Here is a 26035-nt window from a genome sequence, read left to right on the forward strand (position 1 = left end):
ATGGCACGCAAACGCGCTTCTCGACGCATGGACATCGGCGCCTCGCTGCGGCGGGTGGGCGACCAGTTCCGCGACCTCAATCCGAACGATCCTTCGGTCTGGCCCCCGCTTCCGCGCTACGGCCTGTACCTGCTGGTCGCCGCTGCCGTGGTGATCGGCCTGTGGTTCGTCTGGCTGACGAACTCGAACGACGAACTGGAAGCGGCGCGCGCCAAGGAAGTCAAGCTGCGCGCCGACTACACCAAGAAGGTGGGCCAGGCGGCCAACCTGGAACTGCTCAAGAAGCAGCGCGAGCAGGTGCAGCAGTACGTGATCCTGCTCGAGAAGCAGCTGCCCAGCAAGGCCGAGATGGACGCCCTGCTGTCCGACATCAACCAGGCCGGCCTGGGACGGAGCCTGCAGTTCGAACTGTTCCGTCCGGGGCAGACTTCGGTGAAGGATTACTACGCTGAATTGCCGATCGCCGTGCGGGTGACCGGGCGCTACCACGACATGGGTTCGTTCGCCGCCGACGTGGCCAACCTGTCGCGCATCGTGACCTTGAACAATCTCTCGATCACGCCCGGCAAGGATGGTTCGCTGACGATGGACGCCACCGCCAAGACCTTCCGCTACCTGGATCCGGAAGAGCAGGCCGCGCAGAAGCGCGCCGCTGCTGCTGCGCAGAAGGGCAAGAGGAAATGAAGGGGCCGCTACGCATCACGTTCCTGGCACTGGCGGCGGCGACGCTGGCGGGCTGCTCGGGTTCGAACATCGACGAGCTCCAGGCATGGATGAAGCAGCAGCGCGCACAGGTCAAGCCGAACGTGCCGCCCATCTCCGAGCCCAAGAAGTTCACGCCCCAGGCCTACACCGAAGGCGCTGCGCTGGAGCCGTTCAACAGCCTCAAGCTGACGCAGGCCCTGCGCCGGGACTCGAACGTGCCGAGCCTCTCGGGCCTGATCGCGCCGGAACTCACCCGTCGCAAGGAGCCGCTGGAGGCCTTCCCGCTCGACGCCATGGCCATGGTCGGCAGCCTGGGGCGCGGCGGCCAGCCGGTTGCCCTGGTGACCGTGGACAAGTTGCTCTATCAGGTCCGGGTGGGGAACTACCTGGGCCAGAACTACGGGCGCATCACCCGTATCACTGAAACTGAACTCACCCTGCGCGAAATCGTGCAAGACGCGGCAGGCGAGTGGATCGAACGCCCGGCGACGCTGGTGTTGCAAGAGAGGTCGAAGAAATGAGAAGAGAACAACTCGCCGCCGGCAGGTGGTTGCGCGTCATGGGCGCGGGCATGCTGGCGCTGTGCGCCGCCATGGCCGCCCATGCGCAGAACGCCATCGAATCGGTGACCAGCTCGACCCAGTCGGGCACCGAGCTGATCCGCATCGACCTGTCGGCGCCGCTCGCCGCGGTGCCCAATGGTTTCGTGGTCCAGTCGCCGGCCCGCATTGCGCTCGATTTCCCGGGCGTGACCAACGGCATGGGCCGGTCGACCGTCGACGTCAACCAGGGCAACCTCCGCTCGGTCAACGTGGTCCAGGCTGGTGACCGCACGCGGCTGGTCCTGAACCTCAAGGAACCGACCACCTACCGGGCCGAGCTGCAGGGCAAGTCGGTGCTGGTCTCGCTGGGGCAGGCGGTCGCGGCTGCGCCGCCGCAGACGACCACGTCGGCCTTTGCGGAGAACCTCAACCGCGATTCGCTGCCGATCCGCGACATCGATTTCCGCCTCGGTCCGGACAAGACGGGCCGCGTGATCGTCGACCTGCCCAACAACCAGGTCGGCGTGGACATCCGTCCCCAGGGCAAGAACCTGGTGGTCGACTTCACCAAGTCCACCCTGCCCGAAGGCCTGCGCCGCCGCCTGGACGTGGCCGACTTCGGCACGCCGGTGCGCATGATCAGCAGCCAGCAGGTGGGCGACCGGGTGCGCATGACCATCGAGCCCACCGGCGAGTGGGAGCACAGCGCCTACCAGAGCGACAACCAGTTCGTCGTCGAGGTGCGGCCGCGCAAGGTCGACCCGACCAAGCTGACGCAGGGCGTGGGCTACAACGGCGAGAAGCTGTCGCTGAACTTCCAGAACATCGAGATCCGCTCGCTGCTGCAGGTCATCGCCGACTTCACCAACTTCAACATCGTCACCTCCGACTCCGTCACCGGCTCCCTGACGCTGCGCCTCAAGGACGTGCCCTGGGATCAGGCACTCGACATCATCCTGCAGGCCAAGAACCTGGGCATGCGCAAGAACGGCTCGGTGCTGTGGATCGCGCCCAAGGACGAGATCGACGCCAAGGAAAAGCGCGAGTTCGAGGCGCAGGCGGCAATCGCCAACCTGCAGCCGCTGCAGACGCAGGCCTTCCAGCTGAACTACACCAAGGCGCAGGTCATCGCCCAGGGCCTGTCCGGCCAGGGCTTGGCCGGCGGCGGCGGCGGTGGCGGCGGCAACAACACCCGCATCCTGAGCCCGCGCGGCAGCGTGATTGCCGAGACCCGCACGAATCAGCTGTTCGTGTCCGACATTCCATCCAAGCTGGCCGACGTGGCCGAGCTGATCCGCAAGCTGGACGTGCCGGTGCGCCAGGTCCTGATCGAGGCGCGCATCGTCGAGGCGGCCGACACGTTCGGCAAGTCGCTGGGTGTGCGCCTGGGCGGCGGCGCGGTGAACAACAACAATTCGATCGGTGTGCAGCCGTCGCTGTCCGGCGGCACGGCCACCTTCCCGTCGCCCACGGCCGGCAACTTCGTCAGCCTGCCCGCGATCAGTCCGAGCGGCAGCGGCAATACGCCCGGCACCTTCGCGATCTCGCTGTTCAACTCGTCGCTCACGCGCCTCTTGAACCTTGAGATCTCCGCCCTCGAGGCGGACGGCAAGGGCCGCGTGGTGTCCAGCCCGCGGGTGGTGACGGCCGACCAGACCAAGGCGCTGATCGAGCAGGGTACCGAACTGCCGTACCAGGTGGCCACGTCCAGCGGCGCGACTTCGATCGCCTTCCGCAAGGCCAACCTGAAGCTCGAAGTCACCCCGCAGATCACGCCCGAAGGCAACATCATCCTGACGCTGGACGTCAACAAGGACACCGTCGGCCAGCAGACGCTTGCGGGCTTCGCCATCAACACGAAGCACGTGCAGACCGAGGTGCTGGTGGAAAATGGCGGCACCGTCGTGATCGGTGGTATCTTCGAGTTGACCGAATCGAACGACGAATCGCGTGTTCCGGTGCTGGGCGAAGTCCCCGTGCTGGGCGGCCTGTTCCGAACGCGCAACCGTACCTACAACAAGACCGAAATGCTTGTCTTCATCACGCCGAAGATGATCACCGACCGCAACGCGGCGCGCTGAAGGGCGCCCCGTGCAGATGGAGTGTGGTGCCGGTAGCGCTGGTCGGTCTTCCAGGTTCGGGTAAAACCGCCGTCGGGCGGCGCCTGGCCCAGCGGCTGCAGTGGCCTTTCGTCGACACCGACCAGTGCATCGAGGACCGCATCGGCTGCACCATCCGGGAATTCTTCGAGCGCGAGGGTGAAGCCCGCTTTCGCGCCATCGAGGCGCAGGTGATCGCCGAGCAGGCGCAGAGCACGCGCGGCGTGCTGTCCACCGGCGGCGGCGCCGTCCTGCGGGCGGAAAATCGCCAGCAGCTGCGCGAGAAGTTCCACGTGGTCTATCTCTGCTCGTCGCCGGAGGACCTTTACCGGCGCCTTCGCCACGACGTCAAGCGGCCGCTCCTGCAGGTGGAGGATCCGCTCGGCCGGCTGCGCGAGCTGTTCGCGGCCCGGGACCCGCTCTACCGGGAGGTGGCCCACGAGAGCGTCGAGACGGGCCGCCCGAGCATCCAGGTGGCGGTCAACCTCATCCTGGCGCATCTCGAGCTTGCCGGCGTTGCGACTGCACCGCCCGCCATTGCGGACTGAGCGCGCCGCCATGCCGCCGGCAGCAGGCGGGCCAGCGCCTACACTTGAGGCATGTCAGCGCCAGCCCCCATCCAGCGCGTCGAGATCGAGCTCGGCGAGCGCAGCTATTCCATCCTGATCGGGCAGGGCCTGCTTTCGGACCCGCAGTCCTATGACGGGCTGCCCGCCGCCACCAGCGCCCTGATCGTCACCAACACCGCCGTCGGCCCCCTGTATGCCGAGGCGTTGCGCGCCCGCCTGGTCAGCCGCCACGCCAGCGTGAACGTGCTCGAACTGCCCGACGGCGAGCGGCACAAGGACTGGGCGACGCTGAACCTGATCTTCGACGCGCTGCTGGGCCGCGCCAGCGACCGCAAATGCGTGCTCTACGCGCTCGGCGGCGGCGTGGTCGGCGACATGACCGGCTTTGCCGCTGCCTGCTACATGCGCGGCGTGCCCTTCGTGCAGGTGCCGACCACGTTGCTGGCGCAGGTGGACTCGTCGGTGGGGGGCAAGACCGCCATCAACCACCCGCTCGGCAAGAACATGATCGGGGCGTTCTATCAGCCCCAGCGCGTGCTGTGCGACCTGGACACGCTGCGAACGCTGCCGCCGCGCGAACTGAGCGCCGGGCTGGCCGAGGTGATCAAGTACGGGCCGATCCACGACATGGCCTTCCTCGACTGGATCGAGTCCAACCTGCCGGCGCTGATGGGGCGGGACCCCGCGGCGCTGGCTTACGCGGTGCGCCGCAGTTGCGAGATCAAGGCGATGGTGGTCGGCCAGGACGAGCGCGAGTCCGGCTTGCGGGCCATCCTCAACTTCGGGCACACGTTCGGCCATGCCATCGAATCCGGGCTGGGCTACGGCGAGTGGCTGCACGGCGAGGCGGTCGGCTGCGGCATGGTGATGGCAGCGCGCTTGTCGCAACGGCTGGGCGGCGTCGACGCCGCGTTCGTCGACCGGCTCACACGCCTCGTCGAGGCCGCCGGCCTTCCGGTGAGCGCACCGGCACTGGGCACGCAGCGCTATCTCGACCTGATGCGGGTCGACAAGAAATCCGAGGCCGGCGAGATCCGTTTCGTGTTGATCGAGGCGCCCGGCCGCGCCGTGATGCGACCCGCGCCCGACGCGCTGGTGCGCGAAGTGCTGGCCGAAAGCTGCTCCTAGCCATGGCGCTGGCTGCCTATGCGAGCCATCCGGCGGCATCGCGCGGCCGGCGCTACCCGGAGCCGCCCGCGCCGACACGCGATGCGTTCCAGCGGGATCGCGACCGCATCGTCCATTCCACCGCCTTCCGGCGGCTGGTGTACAAGACGCAGGTTTTCCTCAACCACGAGGGAGACCTGTTCCGCACCCGGATGACGCATTCGCTCGAGGTGGCGCAGCTGGGCCGTTCGATCGCGCGGGCGCTGGCGCTCAACGAGGACCTGGTCGAGGCCGTGGCGCTGGCCCACGACCTGGGCCACACACCGTTCGGGCATGCCGGCCAAGACGCGTTGAATGACTGCATGGCCGACCACGGCGGGTTCGAGCACAACCTGCAGAGCCTGCGGGTGGTGGACGAACTGGAGCACCGTTATCCGCAGTACGACGGTCTCAACCTCAGCTTCGAGACGCGCGAAGGCATTCTCAAGCATTGCTCGCGCGCCAACGCGCAGCGGCTCGAGCAGCGCGAGCCCGGCGGTGTCGGCCGGCGCTTCCTGGACCGCATGCAGCCCGGGCTGGAGGCACAACTGTGCAATCTGGCCGACGAGATTGCCTACAACGCCCATGACATCGACGATGGCGTGCGCTCGGGGCTGATCGGCATCGAGCAGCTGGCGGACGTCGAACTGTTCGATCGCTTCAGGCGCGAGGCGGTGGCCGAGTATCCGGCACTCGACGGCCGGCGCCTGCTGTACGAGACCATCCGCCGCATGCTGAGCGCGCAGGTCTACGACGTGATCGATGCCACCCGCGCCGCCATCGATGCCGGCGCGCCCGCGCACGCCGATGCGGTGCGTGCCGCCGCGCCGATGGTGTGCTTCAGCCCGTCGATGCGCGAGCAGTCGCAGGCGCTCAAGCGGTTCCTGTTCGCCAACCTCTACCGGCACCCGCGCGTGGCCCAGACGACCGGGCAGGCCCAGGATGTCGTGCGGGCCCTTTTCCTCGCCTATCGCGACAACCCGTCGGAGATGCCGCCGGCCTATGCCTGCCAGCAGGACAGGCATCGGGCGGTGGCCGACTACATCGCCGGCATGACGGACCGCTTCGCCATGCGCGAGCACCTGCGCCTGACCGGACGTCCCTGGGTGGAATGATGAAGGCGCGCAGCGGATTGGACAGGCTGGATACGCAGGTTGCCGCGGCCGTGCCGGATCGGCGGGCGCCGGCCTTGCCGCTGGCCGCGCTGGCGGTCGTGGCCGCCGGCGTCAGCGCAGCGCTGCACCTGGGCAAGCTGCCGCCGGCGGTGCCCGCGCTGCGAGAGGCGCTCGGCATCGACCTGGTCCAGGCGGGCTTCCTGTTGTCGCTGGTCCAGGTGGCCGGGATGACGCTCGGCCTGCTGGCTGGCCTGATGGCCGATGCCATCGGGCTGCGCCGCAGCATGCTCACCGGCCTGGCGATCCTGACGCTGGCGAGCGCGCTGGGCGCCTGTGTCGAGCCGGGGCCGCACGCGCTGAACTGGCTGCTGGCGCTGCGGGCGGTCGAGGGCGTCGGTTTCCTGCTGGCCGTGATGCCCGGGCCTGGCCTGGTGCGGGCATTGGTGCCGCCGGGAGCGGACAAGGCGGCGCTCGGCCTGTGGGGCGCGTACATGCCGTTGGGCGTCGCGCTGGCGCTGTTGGTCGGAGCGCCCTGGATCCAGCGATGGCATTGGCCATCGTGGTGGCTGGGCATGGCGGGCGTTTCCGCCATGGCGCTCCTGTTCGTCCGGCTGGCCGTGCCGAGCGACGCCGTGCGCGGGCGTGCCGCGGTGGTGTCGCGGCAGCCAGCGACTCCCATTTCCGTGCCCGCACGCCTGCGCCTGACGCTCGGCTCGGCCGGCCCGCGCACGCTGGGGCTGGCATTCGCGGTGTACTCGGCGCAATGGATGGCGGTCATCGGCTTCCTGCCCGCCATCTACGCCGAAGCCGGCGTTGCAGCGGCATGGGCAGGCCTGCTGACCTGTGCCGCAGCCGCGGCAAACATCGTGGGCAACGTGGCCGGCGGGCGCCTGCTGCATCGCGGCGTGCGGCCCGAACGCCTGCTGCGGTGGGGCTACGGCGTGATGCTGGCGGGTGGCGTGGCGGCCTTCGCGCGCTGGGGCCATGGCGAGGCGGCCTTGTCGCTGCCACCGGCCGTGCGCTACGTCGCCGTATGCCTCTTTTCGCTGGCCGGCGGCATGGTGCCGGCCACCTTGTTCACGCTGTCGGTGCGGCTGGCGCCTTCGGGGAACACGGTATCGACCACCGTGGGACTGATGCAGCAGACGTCGTCCCTGGGGCAGTTCGTGGCGCCGCCGCTGGTGGCCTGGCTGGCGTTGTACGCGGGCGGCTGGCACTGGACCTGGGTGGCCACCGTCGCATGCTCGCTGGTCGGCATGGTCGCGGCCGGGCGCCTGGCTGTCTTGCGGCTGCAGTGTGCGGAGCCGATGCCATGAGCAATGATTCGGGCGCATCGGCCGGTCCTGAGCTGCAGGCGTTGGTGCGCCGAGTCGAGGAAGACACCGTCCGTTGGCTGGAGCGCGCCGTCATCGGCCTGAATCTGTGTCCCTTCGCCAAGGCGGTGCATGCGCGCCGGCAGATCCACTACGTGGTCTGTGCCTGCGACGACGAAACCGAACTGATGGAGACGCTGCTGCGCGAGGCGCAGGCACTCCTCGATCGCGAGCCTGCCGTGCGCGACACCACGCTGGTGATGGCGCCTTGCCTCCTGGCCGACTTCCTGGACTTCAACGACTTCACGGCACGTGCGGAACGCCGCCTCGCGCGCGCGGGCTTTGAAGGCATGCTGCAATTGGCCAGCTTCCATCCCCGGTTCCAGTTTGCCGGCAGCGAGGAGAACGACATCACCAACGCCACCAACCGCGCCCCATATCCCACGCTGCACCTGCTGCGCGAAGACAGCGTCGACAAGGCGGTTGCCGCGTTCCCCGACGCAGCGGCTATCTACGAGCGCAATGTCGCCACCCTCGAAGGCCTGGGCGCTGCCGGCTGGGATGCACTGGACGTCGGTCCCCGGGGAGACGGCCGATGAGCCGCGCCCAGCTTTCGACGAGGCACGCCGCACCGGCCAAGCCCGCGCAGGCGCATGCCGCGCGGCCTTCCAGGGCGGACAAGGCCCAGGCCGATCTGCTGGCCGAACTGCGCCCGGGGCAGTCGGTCGTATTGCTGCAGGAGCTGCACATCCTGACGCGCGAGGGTCGCCTGAACCAGGACTCCCGCCGCAAGCTCAAGCAGGTCTATCACCTGTTCCAGTTCATCGAGAAGCTGTTGCTGGAACTGCCGGAGGCGGGCGCGCGCGCCACGCTGGCCGACCATGGCGCAGGCAAGTCGTATCTGGGTTTCATCATCTACGACCTGTTCTTCCGTCAGCGCGAGGGGGGCCACGTGTACGGCATCGAGACGCGGCCCGAACTGGTGGCGCGCTCGCGCGAGCTTGCGCAGCGCCTGGGATTTGCGCGTATGAGCTTTCTCAATGTCAGCGCCGCCGAGGCACGCACCGCACCAGGATTGCCCGAACGCATCGACCTCGTCACCGCACTGCACGCCTGCGACACCGCCACCGACGACGCCATCGCCTTCGGGCTTGCCAAGAACGCGCGGTTCATGGCGCTGGTGCCTTGCTGCCAGGCGGAAGTCGCGGCCAGCCTGCGCGCCAACAAGGCGCTGTCGCTGTCGCGCACGCCGCTGGCAGAACTGTGGCGCCATCCGCTGCACACGCGCGAGATCGGCAGTCAATTGACCAACGTGCTGCGTTGCCTTTACCTGGAGGCGCAGGGCTACCAGGTGACCGTGACCGAGCTGGTGGGGTGGGAGCACAGCCTGAAGAACGAACTGATCATTGCCCGCCACACCGGCCATCGCAAGGCGAGCGCGGCGGCGCGCATGCAGGAGTTGCTGTCGCAGTTCGGGCTCGACGCACTCGGCCCTGACCGCTTTCCCCTGCAGGCCTGAAGCACGGGCCGACGCCGATCCGCTTTCCGCCATGGCCAGACTTCCGCGACTGACGCTGCCAGGCTATCCGCATCATGTGATCCAGCGCGGCAACAACCGGCAATTCATCTTCGTGGACCGCGCCGATCGCGAGAAGATGCTGGCGCTGCTGGGCGAGCATGCGGCGCGGTTCGAGGTGGCCGTGCATGCGTATGTGCTCATGGACAACCACTTCCATCTGCTGGCCACGCCCGCCGGCCCGACCTCGCTGCCCCAATGGATGCAGTCGGTTGGCCGCCAATACGTCCGCTACTTCAATGACCGGCACGGGCGTAGCGGCACGCTCTGGGAAGGGCGCTATCGGTCCACGTTGATCCAGACCGACCGCTACCTGCTCGCCTGCATGGCCTATATAGACCTGAACCCGGTGCGCGCCGGCATTGTTGCCGAGGCGCGCGACTTCGTCTGGTCCAGCCATGCCCACTACGCCGGCCTGCGGGTGGACAGGCTGATCACGCCGCATCCGCTGTACTGGACGCTGGGCAACACGCCCTTCGCGCGGGAGGCTGCGTACGCCGATTTGGTGCGCGCTGGCGTCGCCACGGCCGATGTGCGCCTTCTGACGGAGGCGACGCTGCGCGGCTGGGCCGCCGGCGACGCCGATTTCGTCGCGCTTCTGCAAAAGAACACCGACCGCCGCGTCGTCAAGGACCGTGCAGGCCGCCGGCCACGGCCTTCGCCGGGGGATGTCTCGCCTTCCTGAAGCAAGGCTGCACGCTGGGCGGGCTCACGCCAGATCAATCTGTCCCCAATTTGTCGCACACCGTAGTTTGGCTGACTTAATTGGAATCTGACCCCATTTAAAGTATTTGGCATTGTTTGTGCAACGCAATATCCTTACGGTCCCTGCGAGATGCCAGTAAGAAGGAGTGCGCCATGACGACGGCTGCCGAAATCCAACACCTGCAAGAACACGGCCTGTACTCGGCCGCGGACGAACATGACGCCTGCGGCGTCGGCTTCGTTGCCCACATCAAGGGCGAGAAGAGCCATGCCATCGTCGGCCAGGCGCTGAAGATCCTGGAGAACCTGGACCATCGCGGTGCCGTCGGCGCGGACAAGCTGATGGGCGACGGCGCAGGCATCCTGATCCAGCTGCCCGACCTGCTGTACCGCGAGGAAATGGCTCGCCAGGGCGTGGCGCTGCCACCGCCCGGCGAGTACGGCGTGGGCATGATCTTCCTGCCGAAGGAACACGCCTCGCGCCTGGCCTGCGAGCAGGAGATGGAACGCGCGATCAAGGCCGAAGGCCAGGTGCTGCTGGGCTGGCGCGACGTGCCGGTCAACCGCGACATGCCCATGTCTCCGACCGTGCGCGAGAAGGAGCCGATCCTGCGCCAGGTGTTCATCGGCCGCGGCGCCGACGTGATCGTGCAGGACGCGCTCGAGCGCAAGCTGTACGTCATCCGCAAGACCGCCAGCGCGAACATCCAGCGCCTGAAGCTCAAGCACTCCAAGGAATACTACGTCCCGTCCATGTCGAGCCGGACGGTGGTGTACAAGGGCCTGCTGCTGGCTGATCAAGTCGGCACTTACTATCTCGATCTGCAAGACCATCGCTGCGTGTCGGCGCTGGGTCTGGTGCATCAGCGCTTCTCGACCAACACTTTCCCGGAATGGCCGCTGGCGCACCCGTATCGCTACGTGGCGCACAACGGCGAGATCAACACGGTCAAGGGCAACTACAACTGGATGAAGGCGCGCGAGGGCGTGATGAGTTCGCCCGTGCTCGGCCCCGATCTGGCCAAGCTGTATCCGATCAGCTTTGCCGGCCAGTCCGACACCGCCACGTTCGACAACTGCCTCGAACTGCTGACCATGGCCGGCTACCCGATCAGCCAGGCCGTGATGATGATGATTCCCGAGCCGTGGGAGCAGCACGCCACGATGGACCCGCGCCGCCGGGCGTTCTATGAATATCACGCCGCGATGCTCGAGCCCTGGGACGGGCCGGCGTCGATCGTGTTCACCGACGGCCGCCAGATCGGCGCCACGCTCGACCGCAACGGCCTGCGTCCGTCGCGCTACTGCGTCACCGACGACGACCTGGTGATCATGGCGTCCGAATCCGGCGTGCTGCCGGTGCCGGAGAGCAGGATCGTGCGCAAGTGGCGGCTGCAGCCGGGCAAGATGTTCCTGATCGACCTGGAGCAGGGCCGCATGATCGACGACGAGGAGGTCAAGTCCAGCCTCGCCAACAGCAAGCCCTACAAGCAGTGGATCGAGAACCTGCGCATCAAGCTCGACGACGTCGACGGCGCCGGCGAAGCGCCCGCCAGCGCGGTGCCGCTGCTCGACCGCCAGCAGGCCTTCGGCTACACCCAGGAAGACATCAAGTTCCTGATGAGCCCCATGGCGCAGGCCGGAGAAGAGGGCATCGGCTCCATGGGCAACGACTCGCCGCTGGCGGTGCTGTCGGACAAGAACAAGCCGCTGTACAGCTACTTCAAGCAGCTGTTCGCGCAGGTGACCAACCCGCCGATCGACCCGATCCGCGAGGCCATCGTCATGTCGCTGGTCAGCTTCGTCGGCCCCAAGCCGAACCTGCTCGACATCAACCAGGTCAATCCGCCGATGCGGCTCGAAGTGAGCCAGCCGATTCTGGACTTCAACGACATGGCGAAGGTGCGCGACATCGCCGCCGTCACGCAGGGCAAGTTCAAGAGCTACACGCTCGACATCACCTATCCGGTGGCCTGGGGCGAGGAGGGCGTGGAGGCCAAGCTCGCCTCGCTGTGCGCCGAGGCGGTGGACGCCATCAAGGGCGGCCACAACATCCTGATCCTGAGCGACCGCGCCGTGGCCGAACTCCAGGTGGCGATTCCCGCCGCGCTGGCACTGTCGGCGGTGCATCAGTTCCTGGTGCGCGAAGGCTTGCGCACCACGGCCGGCCTGGTGGTCGAGACCGGCTCGGCGCGCGAGGTGCATCACTTCGGAGTACTGGCCGGTTACGGCGCCGAAGCGGTGCACCCCTACCTGGCCATGGAAACGCTGGCCGCCATGCACGAGGACCTGCCCGGCGAACTGAGCGCCGAGAAGGCCATCTACAACTACGTCAAGGCGATCGGCAAGGGCCTGTCGAAGATCATGTCCAAGATGGGCGTGAGCACGTACATGAGCTACTGCGGCGCCCAGCTGTTCGAGGCCATCGGCCTGAACACCGAGACGGTCGACAAGTACTTCACCGGTACCGCGAGCCGCGTCGAGGGCATCGGCGTGTTCGAGATCGCCAAGGAAGCCATCCGCATCCACAAGGCGGCCTTCGGCGACGACCCGGTGCTCGCGCAGATGCTCGACGCCGGCGGCGAATACGCCTGGCGCACGCGCGGTGAAGACCACATGTGGACGCCGGACGCAATCGCCAAGCTGCAGCACAGCACGCGCGCCAACAACTTCAACACGTACAAGGAATACGCGCAGCTCATCAACGACCAGAGCCGCCGGCACCTGACGCTGCGCGGGCTGTTCGAGTTCAAGTTCGATCCGGCCAAGGCGATCCCAGTGGACGAGGTCGAATCGGCCAGCGAAATCGTCAAGCGCTTTGCCACCGGCGCCATGTCGCTCGGCTCGATCAGCACCGAGGCGCATTCGACGCTGGCGATCGCCATGAACCGCATCGGCGGCAAGAGCAACACGGGCGAGGGCGGCGAAGACCCGATTCGCTACCGCAACGAGCTCAAGGGCATTCCGATCAAGCAGGGCGACACGCTCAAGAGCGTGATCGGCGCCGAGAACGTCGAAGTCGACCTGCCGCTCAAGGACGGCGACTCGCTGCGCTCGCGCATCAAGCAGGTCGCTTCGGGCCGCTTCGGCGTCACCGCCGAGTACCTGTCGTCGGCCGACCAGATCCAGATCAAGATGGCCCAGGGCGCCAAGCCCGGCGAGGGCGGCCAGCTGCCGGGCGGGAAAGTCTCGAACTACATCGGCATGCTGCGCTACTCGGTGCCGGGCGTCGGCCTGATCAGCCCGCCGCCGCACCACGACATCTACTCGATCGAGGACTTGGCGCAGCTCATCCACGACCTGAAGAACGTGGCGCCGCACGCGTCCATCAGCGTCAAGCTGGTCAGCGAAGTGGGCGTGGGCACCATCGCCGCGGGCGTGGCCAAGTGCAAGAGCGACCACGTCGTGATCGCCGGCCATGATGGCGGCACCGGCGCATCGCCATGGTCGTCGATCAAGCACGCCGGCAGCCCCTGGGAAATCGGCCTGGCCGAGACACAGCAGACGCTGGTGCTCAACCGCCTGCGCAGCCGCATCCGCGTGCAGGCCGACGGCCAGATGAAGACCGGCCGCGACGTCGCCATCGGCGCGCTGCTGGGCGCCGACGAGTTCGGCTTCGCCACGGCGCCGCTGGTGGTCGAAGGCTGCATCATGATGCGCAAGTGCCACCTCAACACCTGCCCGGTGGGCGTGGCCACGCAGGACCCGGTCCTGCGCAAGAAGTTCGCCGGCAAGCCCGAGCATGTCGTCAACTACTTCTTCTTCGTCGCCGAGGAAGTGCGCCAGATCATGGCGCAGCTGGGCATCCGCAAGTTCGACGACCTGATCGGCCGTGCAGACCTGCTGGACATGCGCCGCGGCCTAGCTCACTGGAAGGCGCGCGGGCTCGATTTCTCGCGCCTGTTCGCCCAGCCGAACGTGCCGGCGGACGTGCCGCGCTTCCATGTCGAGTCGCAGGACCACGGCCTGGCCAAGGCGCTGGACGTGCGGCTGATCGAGAAGTCGCGCCCGGCCATCGAGCGCGGCGAGAAGGTGCAGTTCATGGAGGTGGCGCGCAACGTCAACCGTTCGGTGGGCGCCATGCTGTCGGGTGCGCTGACCAAGGTGCATCCGCAGGGCCTGCCGGACGACTCCATCCGCATCCAGCTCGAAGGCACCGGCGGCCAGTCGTTCGGCGCATTCCTGCAGCGCGGCATCACGCTGTATTTGATCGGCGACGCCAACGACTACACCGGCAAGGGCCTGTCCGGCGGCCGCGTGGTGGTGCGCCCCAGCCTCGATTTCGGCGGCGAGGCCGTCAAGAACATCGTGGTGGGCAACACTGCGCTGTACGGCGCGACCACCGGCGAGGCCTACCTCAGCGGCGTGGCCGGTGAGCGCTTTGCGGTGCGCCTGTCGGGCGCCACCACCGTGGTCGAAGGTACCGGCGACCATGGCTGCGAATACATGACCGGCGGCACCGTGGTGGTGCTGGGCAAGACCGGCCGCAACTTCGCGGCCGGCATGAGCGGCGGCCTGGCCTTCGTCTATGACGAGGACGGCCAGTTCGCGAGCCGTTGCAACATGGCGATGGTCTCGCTCGACAAGGTGCTGACCACCGCCGAGCAGACGGCCAATGTCAACCCGGCCATCTGGCACGGCGGCCAGACGGACGAGGCGCTCCTGCGCAAGCTGCTGGAAGACCACCACCGCTGGACCGGCAGCAAGCGCGCGCGCGAGCTGCTGGACAACTGGGCCACCGCACGCACCCGCTTCGTCAAGGTGTTCCCGAACGAATACAAGCGTGCGCTGCAGGAGATCCACGACCGCAAGGTGGAACTGACCAGCTCGGGCAACAACGCGCACGTGGGGCTGGAGCCGCACGCCACGCGCCAGCCGGCCAAGGTCTGAGCGACCGCTGGCCCAGAGAACGCATTACAAGGACTTCACGATGGGAAAGATCACCGGCTTCATGGAGTACGAGCGCATCGAAGAGGGCTACAAGCCCGTCGATGAGCGCGTGAAGCACTACAAGGAATTCGTGGTCGGCCTGGACACGGCCAAGGCCAAGGTGCAGGGCGCGCGCTGCATGGATTGCGGCACGCCGTTCTGCAACAGCGGCTGCCCGGTCAACAACATCATTCCGGACTTCAACGACCTGGTTTATCGCGACGACTGGCAAAGCGCCTTCGCGGTGCTGGATTCCACCAACAACTTCCCGGAGTTCACCGGCCGCATCTGCCCCGCGCCGTGCGAGGCAGCCTGTGTGCTGAACGTGAACGACGACCCGGTGGGCATCAAGTCGCTCGAGCACGCCATCATCGACCGCGCCTGGGACGAAGGCTGGGTGGCGGCGCGTCCGGCGCGCCACAAGACCGGCAAGAAGGTCGCAGTGGTCGGGTCCGGCCCAGCCGGCCTGGCCGCGGCGCAGCAACTGGCGCGCGTGGGGCACGACGTGACGGTGTTCGAGAAGAACGACCGTATCGGCGGGCTGCTGCGCTACGGCATCCCCGACTTCAAGATGGAGAAGTCGCACATCGACCGCCGTGTCGAGCAGATGAAGGCCGAAGGCGTCGTGTTCCGCGCCGGCGTGGCTGTCGGCGCCGCCAAGGATCCGATGGGCAAGGGCTCGAAGGTGACGAACCTGGCCAAGGAAACCGTCACGCCCGAGCAGCTGCAGGCCGAGTTCGACGCCGTCGTCCTGGCCGGCGGGGCCGAGCAGTCGCGCGACTTGCCGGTGCCTGGCCGCGACCTTGACGGGATCCATTTCGCCATGGAGTTCCTGCCCCAGCAGAACCGCGTCAACGCCGGCGACAAGGTCAAGGGCCAGCTGCGCGCCGACGGCAAGCACGTGATCGTGATCGGTGGCGGCGACACCGGCTCCGACTGCGTGGGCACCAGCAACCGCCACGGCGCCGCCAGCGTAACCCAGTTCGAGCTGATGCCGCAGCCTCCGGAAGAAGAAAACCGCCCGCTGACCTGGCCCTACTGGCCTATCAAGCTGCGCACCAGCTCGAGCCACGAAGAAGGCTGCGAGCGCGAGTTCGCCATTTCCACCAAGGAATTCATCGGCGAGAAGGGCAAGGTCACCGGGCTCAAGACCGTTCGCGTCGAATGGAAGGACGGCAAGATGGTCGAGGTCCCGGGCAGCGAGCAGACGCTCAAGGCCGACCTGGTCCTGCTCGCGATGGGATTCGTCAGCCCGGTGTCGCCGGTGCTCGAGGCATTCGGCGTCGAGAAGGATGCGCGCGGCAATGCCAAGGCCACCGTGGATTTCAACGGCGGCTACGTCACCAACGTGCCGAAGGTGTTTGCCGCCGGCGACATGCGCCGCGGCCAGTCGCTGGTGGTGTGGGCCATCCGCGAAGGACGCCAGGCCGCGCGCGCGGTGGACGAATTCCTGATGGGATACAGCGATCTGCCCCGTTGAGCCTGCGCAAGAAAAGCGCAACTGTTAAACAGTTGCGCACAAAAGAAGGCAGAAGCTGGCGCTTGGGCACGTCGGCCGATCATCATTTATCATCTTGTAACCGCGAGCCGGGGTTCCGATTGGAGCGCCCGGCTTCTTTTTTTGTCCCATCGTCCCGATTGCGTTGACCCTTCACCCACCCCTCGTCGAGTTCAAGAACACCGTGTTCGGCTATGACACGCGCCGCGTGCTCGACGGCGTATCGCTGACCGTGCCGCGCGGCAAGGTGACGGCGGTCATGGGTGCCTCCGGCGGCGGAAAGACGACGCTCCTGCGCCTGATCGGTGGGCAGTTGCGTCCCCTCGAAGGCGACGTGCTGTTCGACGGCCAATCGGTCCCCGGCCTCGATTCCGCCGGGCTCTACCGCATGCGCCGGCGCATGGGCATGCTGTTCCAGTTCGGCGCGCTGTTCACCGACATGAGCGTGTTCGACAACGTGGCGTTCGTGCTGCGCGAGCACACGCAGTTGCCGGCGGCGCTGGTGCGCGACATCGTGCTGATGAAGCTCGACGCCGTCGGACTGCGCGGCGCGCGCGACCTGATGCCGGCGGAGATCTCCGGCGGCATGGCGCGTCGCGTGGCGCTGGCACGCGCGATCGCGCTGGACCCGGACCTGATCATGTACGACGAGCCTTTTGCCGGTCTGGACCCCATTTCACTGGGCACGGCCGCGCAGCTGATCCGCCGGCTGAGCGACAGCCTGGGCCTGACGAGCATCGTGGTGTCCCACGACCTCGAAGAGACCTTCTCGATCGCCGATCACGTGGTCATCCTGGCCAACGGCAAGGTGGCGGCGCAAGGCTCGCCCGAGGAAGTCCGCCGCAGCACCGATCCGCTGGTGCACCAGTTCGTCAACGCGCTGCCCGAGGGGCCGGTGCATTTCCACTACCCCGGGCCGACCGCAGAGCAGGACTTCGGCCAGGCCGCGGGAGGCCAGTCGTGAGTTGGTGGCGCCCCGCAGACGTCGGCTTCGCCGTTCGCCGCCGGCTGGCCGACCTGGGCTGGGGCCTGCGCCTGTTCCTGCGGCTGCTGCTGCGCGCGGGGCCCACGCTGCGCCGCTTCGGCCTGGTGCGCGACCAGATCCATTTCCTGGGCAATTATTCGCTGGCGATCATCGCGGTGTCCGGCCTGTTCGTCGGATTCGTGCTGGGCTTGCAGGGCTACTACACGCTGCAGCGCTACGGATCGGGCGACGCGCTCGGCCTGCTGGTCGCGCTGAGCCTGGTGCGCGAGCTGGGGCCGGTGGTCGCCGCCTTGCTGTTCGCCGGACGTGCCGGTACGTCGCTGACTGCCGAGATCGGCCTGATGAAGGCCGGCGAGCAGCTCAGCGCCATGGAAATGATGGCGGTCGACCCGGTGCAGCGCATCCTGGCGCCGCGCTTCTGGGCCGGCGTCATCGCCATGCCGCTGCTGGCGGCGGTGTTCAGCGCGGTCGGCGTGCTGGGCGGCTACGTGGTCGGCGTGCTGCTGCTGGGCGTCGACAGCGGCGCGTTCTGGGGGCAGATGCAGTCCGGCGTGGATGTCTGGGCCGATGTCGGCAACGGCGTCGTCAAGAGCCTGGTGTTCGGCGTGGCAGTGAGCTTCATCGCGCTGCTCGAGGGCTACGAGGCGCATCCCACGCCCGAAGGCGTCTCGCGGGCCACCACGCGCACCGTCGTGGTGGCGTCGCTGTGCGTGCTGGGCCTGGACTTCCTGCTCACCGCCATGATGTTCAGCATTTGAGAATCGAGATCGAGGTTTGTATGCAACGCTCCAAGAATGATGTGTGGGTCGGGCTGTTCGTGCTGATCGGAGCCGCGGCGGTGCTGTTCCTGGCGCTGCAGTCGGCCAACCTGCTGGGCCTGAGCTTGCAGAGCACCTACAACGTCCATGCCCGTTTCGACAACATTGGCGGCCTGAAGCCGCAGACGGCCGTCAAGAGCGCGGGCGTCGTCGTCGGCCGCGTCGAGTCCATCACGTTCGACGACAAGCGGTTCCAGGCAGACGTCTCGATTGCCATGCAAAGCCGGTACAGTTTCCCCAAGGACAGCTCCCTCAAGATCCTGACCAGCGGCCTGCTCGGCGAGCAATACATCGGGATCGAGCCGGGTGCCGACGAGAAGTCCCTGCAGGCCGGCGACGTCATCGCCTCCACCCAGTCGGCGGTTGTCCTCGAGAATCTCATCAGCCAGTTCCTCTTCAGCAAGGCCGCGGAAGGCAAACCCGCGGGAAGCGCCCCCAGCAAATGAGTACGTCGCCCAACCGTTCTGCAAAACTCGCCCGCCTGTGGCGCTGGCTTGGCATCGGCCTCCTGGCCGCGAGCCTGGCCGGCTGCGCCAGTGTTCCCGCCGAGAAGAATCCGGCCGATCCGTTCGAGTCCTTCAATCGCGGCGTCTTCAGCTTCAACGATACGGTCGACCGTGCCGTGGCGCGCCCGGTGGCCGTCGCCTACGTCAACGTGGTGCCGCAGATGCTGCGCACCGGCGTGACCAATTTCTTCAACAACCTCACCGATGTCTGGAGCTTCGCCAACAGCGTGATGCAGGCGCGCGGACAGCAGAGCGCGCAGACGTTCATGCGGGTCAACGTCAACACCTTCTTCGGGTTGGCGGGCGTGTTGGACGTGGCGACGGAAGTCGGTCTGGAGCGCCACCGCGAAGACTTCGGCCAGACGCTGGGTCGCTGGGGCGTGCCCTCGGGCCCGTACCTGGTGCTGCCGATCCTGGGCCCGTCGACCGTGCGCGACACGGCGGCGCTGCCTGTGGACTACCAGGGCGGGCTGATCTCCAACGTCGACAACATCCCGGTTCGCAATTCGCTGTATGCGATGCGCCTCGTGGATGCCCGCGCCGAACTGCTCAAGGTCGACAGGATGCTCGACCAGATGGCCTTCGACCGCTACAGCTTCACGCGTGACGTATTCCTGCAGCGCCGGCTCAACGACGTATACGACGGCAACCCACCGGAAAGCCCGTAGCGGCTCCTGACAGGCTCCTGCCGAAACGGCGTCCATCGGCGCCCGGGCCTACAGGGCCGGGGGAACCTTGCGTACCGCGTTGACCCTAAGCGCCCGTGCACATTGGCCTTGGCGCCAGAATCAAAAGTCAGAAGGGAAGATTTCACCATGCACAACAAAGCTCACGCATCCGCTTCCACTCTTGCGCAGCCGGGCCGCCGCGGCTTCGGGCGCTGGCTGCTCGCCGCCTTGCTGCTGGCCGGGGCCGCTGCCGGCTTTGCGCCTGCGGCGCGCGCAGCCGACGAGGCACCGGACGCACTGGTGCGCCGCCTGACCAACGAGACGTTGCAGCAGATCCGCTCGGACAGCTCCCTCAAGAGCGGCGACATGTCCAAGGTGATGGCCCTGGTCGAGACCCGGATCCTGCCGAACGTGGATTTCCAACGCATGACGGCGTCCACGGTCGGCCCGAAGTGGCGCGAGGCCACCGGCGAACAGAAGCAGCGCCTGCAGGAGCAGTTCAAGCTGCTGCTGGTGCGCACCTATGCCGGCGCCCTGGCGCAGGTGACCGACCAGGAGGTGGTGGTCAAGCCCTTCCGCGGCTCCGCGGACGACAAGGAGGTGCTCGTGCGCAGTGAAGTGCGCAGCGGCAGCAACGAGCCCATCCAGATCGACTATCGCCTCGAGAAGACGCCCGGCGAATCGGGTGGCTGGAAGATCTTCAACCTGAATGTCATGGGCATCTGGCTGGTGGACACCTATCGCAGCCAGTTCATCCAGGAAATCAACAGCAAGGGCATCGACGGCCTGATCGCGACGCTCGAGGCGCGCAACAAGTCGATGGCCGCCGGCGGCAACGCCAAGAGCTGACACGGGTGCTCGCTGCCTTGGCGTCCGCCGACACGTTTCCCATGAGCAACTTGCTTGTCCTGCCCGCGAAATTGACGCACCAGGAAGCGGCGGCATGCGTGCGCATGCTGCAGCAGGGCGTCAACGGGCAGTCCGGCTCGTCCACCGTGGTCGATGCGGGCGGACTGACCCAGTTCGATTCCTCCGCGCTGGCCGTCCTGCTGGAGTGCCGGCGCGAGGCGGTGGGGCTCGGGCGCGGCTTTGCCGTCAAGGGTCTGCCGCCCCGCCTGCGTGAGCTGGCGACGCTGTACGGCGTGGCGGCGCTGCTCCCCGCGGCGCCCTGAGCCAGCGCCCGGCCGCGCCGCTTCAAAGCCTGCCGAGTCAGGGAAATCCCCGGGCCTCGTAAAATGGCCGGCTCCCATGCCAGCCATCTCCTTCCAATCCGTCTCCAAGACCTACCCTGCGTCCCGCCAACAGCGCGCCCAAGGCGCCCCCGGCCTGCGCGCACTGGATCAGGTCACCTTCAACATCGAGGAAGGCGAATTCTTCGGGCTCCTGGGCCCGAACGGCGCCGGCAAGACCACCCTCATCAGCGTGCTGGCCGGCTTGTCTCGCCCCACCAGCGGCAGCGTCCAGGTACGGGGCTTCGACGTCCAGGCCCAGTTTGCCGACGCGCGCCGACAACTCGGCGTGGTGCCGCAGGAGTTGGTGTTCGACCCGTTCTTCAACGTCCGCGAGTCGCTGCGCATCCAGTCGGGATACTTCGGAATCCGCCATAACGACGACTGGATCGACGAACTGCTCCACAGCCTCGGCCTGTCCGACAAGGCGGGCGCCAACATGCGCCAACTCTCCGGCGGCATGAAGCGGCGGGTGCTGGTCGCGCTGGCGCTGGTGCACAAGCCGCCGGTGATCGTGCTGGACGAGCCTACCGCGGGCGTGGACGTGGAATTGCGCCAGACGCTTTGGCACTTCGTGGCCAAGCTCAACAAGCAGGGAAGCACCGTCTTGCTCACCACCCATTACCTGGAAGAGGCGGAGGCGCTGTGCAGTCGCATCGCCATGCTCAAGCAAGGCCGGGTGATCGCGCTCGACCGCACCAGCGAACTGCTGCGCGCCGCCGCCAGCAACGTGCTGCGTTTCAAGACCGATGGCGCCTTGCCGGAGGCCCTGGCAGGATTGGCGCGCGTGACGGGCCGCATCGTGCAACTGCCGGCGCACAACGCCCACGAGGTCGAGCAGTTGCTGGCCGCGGTGCGCCAGGCCGGACTGGCGGTCGAGGATGTCGAGATGCGCAAGGCCGACCTGGAGGACGTCTTCATCGACCTCATGGCGGGCGAGCAGACGCCGCTGGAGGTCACGCGATGAGAGTCAATGCCATCGGCTGGCAGGCGCTGCTCTACAAGGAAGTGCTCCGCTTCTGGAAAGTGGGCTTCCAGACCGTCGGGGCGCCGGTGCTGACCGCGGTCCTGTACCTGATGGTCTTCGGCCACGTGCTCGAGGACCATGTGAAGGTGTACGGCACCGTCAGCTACACCGCCTTCCTGGTGCCTGGCCTGGTCATGATGAGCGTGCTGCAGAACGCGTTCGCCAACAGCTCGTCGTCGCTCATCCAGAGCAAGATCATGGGCAACCTGGTGTTCATCCTGCTCACGCCGCTGTCGCATTGGGGCTGGTTCCTGGCCTACGTCGGCTCGTCCGTGGTGCGCGGTCTGGCCGTGGGCCTGGGCGTGTTCGCTGTCACCCTGTTCTTTGCCTGGCCAGGCTTCGCGGCGCCGCTGTGGGCGGTCGCGTTCGGCGTGCTGGGCGCCGCGCTGCTGGGTACCCTCGGCCTGATCGCCGGCCTGTGGGCCGAGAAGTTCGACCAGATGGCGGTGTTCCAGAACTTCCTGATCATGCCGATGACGTTCCTGTCGGGCGTGTTCTATTCCATCCACTCGCTGCCGCCCTTCTGGCAGCAGGTGAGCCACCTGAATCCCTTCTTCTACATGATCGACGGCTTTCGCTACGGCTTCTTCGGCATCAGCGACGCCTCGCCCTGGCTGAGCCTGGGCATCGTCGGCGGGGCCTGGCTGGTGGCGAGCGCCGTGGCGGTGCATCTGCTGCGCATCGGCTACAAGATCCGGGGCTGAGGACTGCCATGACCGCTGAAGAACTCAAATCCATCATCGCCGCCGGACTGCCGTGCGAGCACCTTGCGCTCGAGGGCGACGGGCGGCACTGGTTCGCCACCATCGTGTCGTCCGAGTTCGAGGGCAAGCGCCCCGTGTGGCGCCACCAGCGCGTCTACAAGACCCTGGGTGAGAGAATGCGCACCGACGAAGTCCATGCACTTTCGATGAAAACCTTTACGCCGGCCGAGTGGGCAACCCAGCCGCGCGAGCCTTCCTGAGACCAACATGGACAAATTGCTGATTCGCGGCGGACGACAGCTTCGCGGCGAGGTGCGCGTTTCCGGCGCCAAGAACGCGGCGCTGCCCGAACTGTGCGCCGCGCTGCTCACCGACCAGCCCGTCGTGCTGCGCAACGTGCCTGACCTGCAGGACGTGGCCACCATGCTCAAGCTGGTGCGCAACATGGGCGTTGCCGTCGATCGCGCGGCCGACGGCACCGTGCGGCTCGACGCACGCGACCTGACGAACCCCGAAGCACCCTACGAACTGGTCAAGACCATGCGCGCGTCCGTGCTGGCGCTGGGCCCGCTGGTGGCGCGCTTCGGCCAGGCCAAGGTGTCGCTGCCCGGCGGCTGCGCCATCGGCTCGCGCCCGGTCGACCAGCACATCAAGGGGCTGCACGCCATGGGCGCCGAGATCTCGGTGGAGCACGGCTACATGGTGGCGCGACTGGCCGGCGGCCGCAAACGCCTGCACGGCGCGCGCATCACCACCGACATGGTCACCGTCACGGGCACCGAGAATTTCCTGATGGCCGCCGCGCTGGCCGAAGGCGAGACGGTGCTCGAGAACGCCGCCCAGGAGCCCGAGATCACCGACCTGGCCGAAATGCTGATCGCCATGGGCGCGCGCATCGAAGGCCACGGCACCAGCCGCATCCGGATCCAGGGCGTCGAGCGCCTGTCCGGCTGCACCCACCAGGTGGTGAGCGACCGCATCGAGGCCGGCACGTTCCTTTGCGCGGTGGCCGCGGCCGGCGGCGACGTGCTGCTGCGCCATGCCCGCGCCGATCACCTGGACGCGGTCATCGAGAAGCTGCGTCTGGCCGGCGCCGAGGTGACGGCCGAGGCGGACGGGTTGCGCGTGCGCGCCGACGGGCGGCTCAAGGCGCAGAGCTTCCGCACCACCGAGTACCCGGGGTTCCCGACCGACATGCAGGCGCAGTTCATGGCCCTGAACGTGATCGCGTCCGGCACCTCGACGGTCACCGAGACCATCTTCGAGAACCGCTTCATGCACGTCGACGAGATGCTGCGGCTGGGCGCCCGCGTCCAGACCGACGGCAAGGTCGCGGTGATCGAGGGCGTTTCGCAGCTCTCCGGCGCGACGGTCATGGCCACCGACCTGCGTGCCTCGGCCAGCCTGGTCATCGCCGGCCTGGTGGCCGACGGCGAAACGCTGGTCGACCGGATCTACCACCTCGACCGCGGCTACGAGCGCATGGAGCACAAGCTGCGCGCGCTGGGCGCGGACATCGAGCGCGTCGCGGGGGCGGCCGCATGATCACGCTGGCATTGTCCAAGGGCCGCATCTTCGAGGAGACCCTGCCGCTGCTGGCCGCCGCCGGCATCGAGGTCACCGAAGATCCGGAGAAATCCCGCAAGCTGATCCTGCCGACCAACCGGCCCGACGTGCGGGTGGTGCTGGTGCGCGCGTCCGACGTGCCCACCTACGTGCAGTACGGCGGCGCCGACCTGGGCGTGACCGGGCTGGACGTGCTGCTCGAGAACGGCAACCAGGGCCTGTACGCGCCGCTCGACCTGCGCATTGCCGCCTGCCGGCTGAGCGTGGCGGTGCGCACCGACTACGACTACGCCTCGGCCGTGCGCCAGGGCGCCCGCATCAAGGTCGCCACCAAGTACGTCGGCCTCGCACGCGACTTCTTCGCCACGAAGGGCGTGCACGTGGACCTGATCAAGCTCTACGGAAGCATGGAGCTGGCCCCCCTGACGGGGCTGGCCGACGCCATCGTCGACCTGGTGTCCACCGGCAACACGCTGCGCGCGAACCAGCTGGTGGAGGTCGAGCGCATCATGGACATCAGCGCGCGCCTGGTCGTCAACCAGGCGGCGCTCAAGCTCAAGCGCGAGCCCATCCGCCGCATCATCGACGCCTTTGCGTCCGCCCTCCCGCAAGCCTGATCATGAGCCCGCAAGCCAAGCCCCTGCGCCTGTCGACCGCTTCGCCAGATTTCGACGCCCTGTTCAAGGCGCGGCTGCACTGGTCGGCCGACACCGATGCGGCGATCGAGCAGCGCGTGGCCGAGATCCTGGCCGACGTCCAGGCCCGCGGCGACGCGGCGGTGCTCGAATACACCGCCCGCTTCGACCGGCTGGACGTCCAGGGCATGCCGGCGCTTGAGCTGGGTGCCGGCGAGTTGCGCACCGCCTTCGACGCACTGCCGTCCGCCCAGCGCCAGGCGCTGGAAGAAGCAGCGCGACGGGTGCGCAGCTACCACGAGGCCCAGAAGAAGGCCTGCGGCGAAAGCTGGAGCTATCGCGATGCCGACGGCAGCCTGCTGGGGCAGAAGGTCACGCCGCTCGACCGCGTCGGCATCTACGTGCCGGGTGGCAAGGCGGCGTATCCCTCCAGCGTGCTGATGAACGCGATCCCGGCCCACGTGGCGGGCGTCGGCGAGATCATCATGGTCGTGCCCACGCCCGGCGGCGAACGCAATCCACTGGTGCTGGCGGCGGCCCACGTCGCCGGCGTCACCCGCACTTTCACCATCGGCGGCGCCCAGGCGGTGGCGGCGCTGGCATACGGCACCGCGACCGTGCCCGCCGTCGACAAGATCACCGGGCCCGGCAACGCCTACGTGGCGGCGGCCAAGCGCCGCGTGTTCGGCACCGTGGGCATCGACATGATCGCCGGGCCCAGCGAGATCCTGGTGCTTGCCGACGGCAGTACGCCGCCGGAATGGGTCGCCATGGACCTGTTCAGCCAGGCCGAGCACGACGAGCTGGCGCAGAGCATCCTGCTGTGCCCTGACGCCGCCTACATCGACCGGGTTCAGGCCGAAATCGACCGCCTGCTGCCGACGATGCCGCGCGCCGCGATCATTGCCGCCAGCCTGAACGACCGCGGCGCGCTGATCCATACCCGCGACATGGAAGAAGCCTGCGCCATCAGCAACCGCATCGCGCCGGAACACCTGGAGGTGAGCAGCCACGAGCCGCATCGCTGGGAGCCGCTGCTGCGACATGCGGGGGCGATCTTTCTTGGGCAATACACCAGCGAAAGCCTCGGCGACTACTGCGCCGGCCCCAATCACGTGCTGCCCACCAGCGGTACGGCGCGGTTTTCCAGCCCGCTGGGCGTGTACGACTTCCAGAAGCGCAGCAGCCTGATCGAGGTCAGCGCCGAAGGCGCGCGCGTGCTGGGTCCGACGGCCGTCACGCTGGCCGAAGGCGAGGGCCTGCAGGCGCACGCCGAGGCGGCCCGCCTGCGGCTGGGCTGAACGAGCGATGAGGTTTGCGCGCAGGTTTGCTCCGGCGGCCGTGGTCGCCGTGCTGCTGGGCACGGGCATCGCGTCGCAGGCCATGACCATCCGCGAGCTGCACGCCCTCGAAGCGAACGAAAAGGATGGCAAGCTGTACGCCAACTACTACCTGGTCGGCGTCATGGAAGGCATCCGCCAGGCGAGCGAGTCGGCCCGGCGGCGTGGCGGCAAGCCGTCGTTCTGCGTCGAGGGGCGCCGCCTGGAGCCGGCCATGGCCCGTGGGCTGTTCCAGGGCGAGCTCGCCCGGAACGCCGATTTCTACGAAGCCGACATGCCGGTAGAGCTGGTCATGGAGTCGGCGCTGAGCGACAGCTTCCGATGCACCCGATGACCCGCCGGCGCCGGCGGCCGTCCACA

General features: G+C 67.6%; 25 protein-coding genes. All 25 read left to right on the forward strand.

Annotation, left to right across the window (positions count from 1 at the left end):
* On the forward strand, nt 1–684 hold the full coding sequence (locus VES41_RS03340) for a type 4a pilus biogenesis protein PilO (RefSeq protein WP_324812950.1): 684 nt from the start codon (nt 1–3) through the stop codon (nt 682–684).
* On the forward strand, nt 681–1226 hold the full coding sequence (locus VES41_RS03345) for a pilus assembly protein PilP (RefSeq protein WP_324812953.1): 546 nt from the start codon (nt 681–683) through the stop codon (nt 1224–1226). Before VES41_RS03340 ends, VES41_RS03345 begins: the two co-directional genes overlap by 4 nt.
* On the forward strand, nt 1223–3328 hold the full coding sequence (pilQ, locus tag VES41_RS03350; RefSeq protein ID WP_324812956.1) for a type IV pilus secretin PilQ: 2106 nt from the start codon (nt 1223–1225) through the stop codon (nt 3326–3328). Before VES41_RS03345 ends, pilQ begins: the two co-directional genes overlap by 4 nt.
* Before the next feature lie 26 nt (nt 3329–3354).
* Nucleotides 3355–3894, forward strand: coding sequence for a shikimate kinase (locus VES41_RS03355; protein WP_324812959.1), 540 nt, complete (start codon nt 3355–3357; stop codon nt 3892–3894).
* Nucleotides 3895–3945: 51 nt separating this feature from the next.
* A complete protein-coding gene (gene aroB, locus VES41_RS03360) occupies nt 3946–5043 on the forward strand; it encodes a 3-dehydroquinate synthase (protein ID WP_324812962.1) in 1098 nt (365 codons plus the stop codon).
* 2 nt (nt 5044–5045) lie between these two features.
* Nucleotides 5046–6176: a deoxyguanosinetriphosphate triphosphohydrolase gene (locus VES41_RS03365; protein ID WP_324812965.1), complete on the forward strand. Its 1131-nt coding sequence runs from the start codon at nt 5046–5048 to the stop codon at nt 6174–6176.
* A gap of 17 nt (nt 6177–6193) precedes the next feature.
* Entirely contained in the window at nt 6194–7492 is a 1299-nt protein-coding gene (locus VES41_RS03370; RefSeq protein WP_324812968.1) for an MFS transporter, read from the forward strand.
* Nucleotides 7489–8088 carry a DUF1415 domain-containing protein gene (locus tag VES41_RS03375; protein ID WP_324812971.1) on the forward strand — a complete coding sequence of 200 codons (600 nt, stop codon included), beginning with the start codon at nt 7489–7491 and terminating at the stop codon, nt 8086–8088. The genes VES41_RS03370 and VES41_RS03375 overlap by 4 nt, the downstream gene beginning before the upstream one ends.
* Complete coding sequence (locus VES41_RS03380; RefSeq protein ID WP_324812973.1) at nt 8085–9008, forward strand: SAM-dependent methyltransferase; 924 nt, start codon at nt 8085–8087, stop codon at nt 9006–9008. The genes VES41_RS03375 and VES41_RS03380 overlap by 4 nt, the downstream gene beginning before the upstream one ends.
* A 31-nt stretch (nt 9009–9039) precedes the next feature.
* Nucleotides 9040–9750, forward strand: coding sequence for a transposase (locus VES41_RS03385; protein ID WP_324812976.1), 711 nt, complete (start codon nt 9040–9042; stop codon nt 9748–9750).
* 173 nt (nt 9751–9923) lie between these two features.
* Nucleotides 9924–14660 (forward strand): glutamate synthase-related protein, encoded by a 4737-nt coding sequence (locus tag VES41_RS03390; protein ID WP_324812979.1) that lies wholly within the window; start codon nt 9924–9926, stop codon nt 14658–14660.
* Between the two features lie 40 nt (nt 14661–14700).
* Complete coding sequence (locus VES41_RS03395; protein ID WP_324812982.1) at nt 14701–16179, forward strand: glutamate synthase subunit beta; 1479 nt, start codon at nt 14701–14703, stop codon at nt 16177–16179.
* A gap of 163 nt (nt 16180–16342) precedes the next feature.
* The gene (locus tag VES41_RS03400) at nt 16343–17161 is read left to right on the forward strand and encodes an ABC transporter ATP-binding protein (RefSeq protein ID WP_324812985.1); all 819 of its coding nucleotides are present in this window, start codon (nt 16343–16345) and stop codon (nt 17159–17161) included.
* Nucleotides 17158–17940: a lipid asymmetry maintenance ABC transporter permease subunit MlaE gene (gene mlaE / locus VES41_RS03405; RefSeq protein ID WP_324812988.1), complete on the forward strand. Its 783-nt coding sequence runs from the start codon at nt 17158–17160 to the stop codon at nt 17938–17940. The genes VES41_RS03400 and mlaE overlap by 4 nt, the downstream gene beginning before the upstream one ends.
* Before the next feature lie 20 nt (nt 17941–17960).
* Entirely contained in the window at nt 17961–18446 is a 486-nt protein-coding gene (gene mlaD, locus VES41_RS03410) for an outer membrane lipid asymmetry maintenance protein MlaD (RefSeq protein ID WP_324812991.1), read from the forward strand.
* Nucleotides 18443–19174: a VacJ family lipoprotein gene (locus VES41_RS03415; RefSeq protein ID WP_324812993.1), complete on the forward strand. Its 732-nt coding sequence runs from the start codon at nt 18443–18445 to the stop codon at nt 19172–19174. Before mlaD ends, VES41_RS03415 begins: the two co-directional genes overlap by 4 nt.
* 147 nt (nt 19175–19321) lie before the next feature.
* Nucleotides 19322–20023 (forward strand): ABC transporter substrate-binding protein, encoded by a 702-nt coding sequence (locus VES41_RS03420; protein WP_324812996.1) that lies wholly within the window; start codon nt 19322–19324, stop codon nt 20021–20023.
* A gap of 50 nt (nt 20024–20073) precedes the next feature.
* Entirely contained in the window at nt 20074–20346 is a 273-nt protein-coding gene (locus VES41_RS03425) for an STAS domain-containing protein (protein ID WP_324813112.1), read from the forward strand.
* Between the two features lie 76 nt (nt 20347–20422).
* Nucleotides 20423–21370 carry an ABC transporter ATP-binding protein gene (locus VES41_RS03430; protein WP_324812999.1) on the forward strand — a complete coding sequence of 316 codons (948 nt, stop codon included), beginning with the start codon at nt 20423–20425 and terminating at the stop codon, nt 21368–21370.
* Nucleotides 21367–22134: an ABC transporter permease gene (locus tag VES41_RS03435; protein ID WP_324813003.1), complete on the forward strand. Its 768-nt coding sequence runs from the start codon at nt 21367–21369 to the stop codon at nt 22132–22134. The genes VES41_RS03430 and VES41_RS03435 overlap by 4 nt, the downstream gene beginning before the upstream one ends.
* An 8-nt stretch (nt 22135–22142) precedes the next feature.
* A complete protein-coding gene (locus VES41_RS03440) occupies nt 22143–22394 on the forward strand; it encodes a BolA family protein (protein ID WP_324813006.1) in 252 nt (83 codons plus the stop codon).
* A 7-nt stretch (nt 22395–22401) separates the two neighbouring features.
* Nucleotides 22402–23679: a UDP-N-acetylglucosamine 1-carboxyvinyltransferase gene (murA, locus tag VES41_RS03445; RefSeq protein WP_324813008.1), complete on the forward strand. Its 1278-nt coding sequence runs from the start codon at nt 22402–22404 to the stop codon at nt 23677–23679.
* Nucleotides 23676–24317 carry an ATP phosphoribosyltransferase gene (gene hisG / locus VES41_RS03450; protein WP_324813011.1) on the forward strand — a complete coding sequence of 214 codons (642 nt, stop codon included), beginning with the start codon at nt 23676–23678 and terminating at the stop codon, nt 24315–24317. Before murA ends, hisG begins: the two co-directional genes overlap by 4 nt.
* Nucleotides 24318–24319: 2 nt before the next feature.
* A complete protein-coding gene (hisD, locus tag VES41_RS03455) occupies nt 24320–25636 on the forward strand; it encodes a histidinol dehydrogenase (protein ID WP_324813013.1) in 1317 nt (438 codons plus the stop codon).
* 7 nt (nt 25637–25643) lie between these two features.
* Nucleotides 25644–26009, forward strand: coding sequence for a hypothetical protein (locus tag VES41_RS03460; RefSeq protein WP_324813017.1), 366 nt, complete (start codon nt 25644–25646; stop codon nt 26007–26009).
* Nucleotides 26010–26035 lie beyond the last annotated feature (26 nt).

This window comes from Variovorax sp. (genome assembly GCF_035634955.1).
Classification (GTDB): Bacteria; Pseudomonadota; Gammaproteobacteria; order Burkholderiales; family Burkholderiaceae_C; genus Variovorax.